The organism is Rhodococcus sp. (in: high G+C Gram-positive bacteria), assembly GCF_049286785.1.
In the GTDB taxonomy this organism is placed as follows: Bacteria; Actinomycetota; Actinomycetes; order Mycobacteriales; family Mycobacteriaceae; genus Rhodococcus_F.
Genome location: NZ_JBAQEO010000727.1, coordinates 1 through 2,686, shown reverse-complemented (window position 1 = coordinate 2,686; position 2,686 = coordinate 1). Strand labels below are relative to the sequence as shown.

The following is a 2,686-nucleotide window of genomic DNA, read 5'->3' as shown; positions in this document are numbered from 1 at the left end:
CATCGGCTCCGGGGCCGTGGTGGGAACTCCGATCTCGGAAGCCGCGGACGGGGCGCTCTCGGCCGACGCCACGGCTGTCGCTCCCGGCGGGCCCGCGTTCTCGATCTGGTCGCTGATCTATCTCGGTTTCATCGCATTCGCTCTCTGGCAGGCATTGCCGTCGCACCACGGGGATTTCCGGCAGCGCCGGGTCGGTTGGTGGATCGGTGCCTCGATGTTGCTCAACGCGGTGTGGATCGCCACGGTGCAGTTCGACCAGTTGGTGCTGAGCGTGCTCGTCATTCTCGCGTTGCTCGCCGTCCTGGTGGAGGCATTCCTGATTCTGACGCGGTCGCCCTCGTTCTCGAAGGTGGAGGCCGTCTCCGTCGAGGTCACGACGTATGTCTATCTGGGCTGGGTGTGTGTGGCTGTGGTGGCCGACATCGCTGCCACTCTCGCCTACCACGACATCGATCCGCTCGGGCTCGGCGCAGACCTCTGGGCCGTTCTCGTCCTCATGGTCGTGGCCCTGGTGTCCGTTGTCCTCGCGGTGGTCGGTCACGGACGGTGGTCGGTCACGGCCGCGATCGTCTGGGGCCTCGCCTGGATAGTCGTCGCACGCGCCTCGGGGGACGGTTTCGAGTCGCAGCCGGCGGCCATAGCCGCAGGTGGCGCCGCCGCGGTTGCCCTCGCCGCCACCGCGTTCGTTCGGTGGTCAGAGTCGCGTTCCGCACGCGAGCACCCCGCGCTTCACTACTGGACATGACACAACTTCTACGTACCGCCCGGTCTGGTACAGGACACAGCCGACGTTCGGATCTTTGTGTTCGTGGGCCGGTGAACCTCCCTCGGATCCGCCTTACTGTCGAAGGACAGCTCGATCCGGTGTGATAAGGCGTCCGCGCGACAAGCGATCGCCACCCCGACAGGGGCAAAGTCCTCCATGTACTCGAAGGGAGCAGTCATGCACTGCCGACAGATGTCGAAAACAGGACGGCCGACGTTCGTCCGTCAGGAACCCTCGGACCCGAGGCGTGACGAGCTGGTGATTCCACGCTGCACGAACTGCGACAACCTGCTTCCGTCGTTGACTGCGGCATGCACGTCCTGCGGAGGTTGCGAGCTCGAGAATGTGGCGTCGTCGGGCACGGGATCGGTGGTCTCGTCCAGGGTGGTGCAGCGCTCTCCGAACGGGTTGTCCGGCGAAGCGGTGTCGTACACGATCGCGATCGTCGCGCTCGACGAGGGACCGTGGGTCTACACGTCCCTCGAAGGGGATGTGCCCACGGTGTCGGACGAACCCATCCGTGTGCAGTTCCGGCCGTCGACACCAGGCGAAAGATTCCCCGTGTTCGGTGTATGCGCCGCCTGACAGGCATTGGGTCGACACCCCACCGTCTGCACCGTTTGTGTTTGACAACTGTGTGTGCTGACGACCCGATGAAATATGTGCACCCGACCCTGATGTCGGCATGGTGCGAAGTCCCCGATGACGTGTGGCACACCCGTCCGGGGGCGCTGGACGAACTGATGTGAGGACTATCGTGACGATCACCCAACCGCTGGGACCCGGCGATATCGACGGGTGCACCGTGCATGACCTGCACCAATTCCACGTTCGACCCACACACGTGCGTCGGCGGCATTTCCCCGGAGCCAGCGTGCAGGCGCGATTGCTGGCTCGGTCGATCCAGATGACCCTGCGTCCCGTGCTCGGGCTGTGGGCGCGCGCGTCCGGACTGCCGTGGCCCACGAACCTCATCGATTCCGTCGGGAATCTGTTGCCGCCGATCGAGGGCACCCGGTGCCGGCCCGCGACGCTCCCGAATTGCGGTGGGCTCTGGGTGGAAGCCGGGGGCGTCGGTCACGAACGCGTAGTCCTCTACCTGCACGGCGGCGCTTTTCTGTGCTGTGGAATGCGCACGCACCAGCGCCTCGTCTCACGAATCTCCGCCGAGGCGCAGGCATCGGTGCTGATGGTCGACTACCGGATGCTGCCCGCCCATTCGATCAGCGACGCGATCGACGACAGTGTGGACGGTTACCGTCTGCTCCTGGCCGCGGGTTACCGTCCCGAGCAGATCGTGATCGCCGGCGACTCCGCCGGCGGCTACCTGTCCTTCATGGTGCCGCTGCGGCTCCGGGACGAGGGCCTGCCCGCGCCCGCTGCCATCGTGGCGCTCTCACCGCTCACCGAGCTCGATCCCGCCCGCAAACTGGCTCACACCAACGCGGATCGGTGCTCACTCCTGCCCGGGACCGCCGTGTCGGAGCTGACCAGGCTCTCCCGGCGCATCGATGCACAGCGGGCGACCGACCCCAGCAGCGCGCAGGCCCGGATCTGCCCGGTGGATCACGATCTGCGCGGCATGCCCCGCACGCTGATCCAGGTCGGTTCGGACGAGCTGCTGTTGTCGGACGCCGAAGTGATGGCTGACCGCCTCGCCGAGGCCGGTAGCGAATGCGACCTGCAGGTCTGGGACCGGCAGGTGCACGTGTTCCAGGCCGCGGCCGATCTTCTACCCGAGTCGAGGCGTGCCATCGCCGAAATCGGCCGGTTCATCCGGTCCGCGGTCCCGGGACGGCCACCCGGTGTGTGGGGAATTGTGCGTGATCCGAGTTAGCCCTGGGTTAGCCCCAATACCGTGTACTTAGGGCGACGGGGTGGAGTCGCCCGAGAGGACGACAGGACGGCGGCCGATGCAGG

The 2,686-nt window shown here is 66.3% G+C and carries 4 protein-coding genes; 3 read left to right on the top strand and 1 reads right to left on the bottom strand.

Annotation, left to right across the window (positions count from 1 at the left end):
• The first annotated feature begins 1 nt into the window (after nt 1).
• The gene (locus tag WAW17_RS26360; protein WP_422335817.1) at nt 2-745 is read left to right on the top strand and encodes a tryptophan-rich sensory protein; all 744 of its coding nucleotides are present in this window, start codon (nt 2-4) and stop codon (nt 743-745) included.
• Between the two features lie 245 nt (nt 746-990).
• Here WAW17_RS26360 and WAW17_RS26355 read toward each other — a convergent pair whose 3' ends face one another.
• Nucleotides 991-1,200, bottom strand: a complete 210-nt coding sequence (locus tag WAW17_RS26355) for a hypothetical protein (RefSeq protein WP_422335819.1) — start codon at nt 1,198-1,200, stop codon at nt 991-993.
• Here WAW17_RS26355 and WAW17_RS26350 point away from each other — a divergent pair.
• Nucleotides 1,112-1,351: an OB-fold domain-containing protein gene (locus WAW17_RS26350; protein WP_422335818.1), complete on the top strand. Its 240-nt coding sequence runs from the start codon at nt 1,112-1,114 to the stop codon at nt 1,349-1,351. The genes WAW17_RS26355 and WAW17_RS26350 overlap by 89 nt on opposite strands.
• 172 nt (nt 1,352-1,523) lie before the next feature.
• Nucleotides 1,524-2,603 (top strand): alpha/beta hydrolase, encoded by a 1,080-nt coding sequence (locus WAW17_RS26345; protein ID WP_422335816.1) that lies wholly within the window; start codon nt 1,524-1,526, stop codon nt 2,601-2,603.
• Nucleotides 2,604-2,686: the final 83 nt, after the last annotated feature.